Genomic DNA, 239 nt, shown 5'->3' on the forward strand with positions numbered 1-239 from the left:
TGCTCATCGAGACGAATAACCACATGCGCAGCACGAGCCGGTGCCTGAATTTGCTCCCCGCCAGCGACAAACTGTTTGAACCCGTCAAGCAGGTTATCGCCGGGCAGCGCGCCGAGCATATCCATCAGCCACGGGTCCTGGGTGTTAATCACCAAACGGTGCCAACCGTCTTTGCCATAGGTATGGCGGGCAGACTCCACGCGGGTCTTCGGCTTGGCAAGCCTCGCGCCGACCTCATC

General features: G+C 60.3%; 1 protein-coding gene. It reads right to left on the reverse strand.

From position 1 onward, the window contains the following. Positions 1-239: hypothetical protein (locus HMPREF2559_RS13040; protein ID WP_168162246.1), on the reverse strand; the 239-nt coding region annotated here is incomplete at both ends.

It is taken from the genome of Corynebacterium sp. HMSC072G08, from assembly GCF_001809185.1.
Lineage (GTDB): Bacteria > Actinomycetota > Actinomycetes > Mycobacteriales > Mycobacteriaceae > Corynebacterium > Corynebacterium phoceense.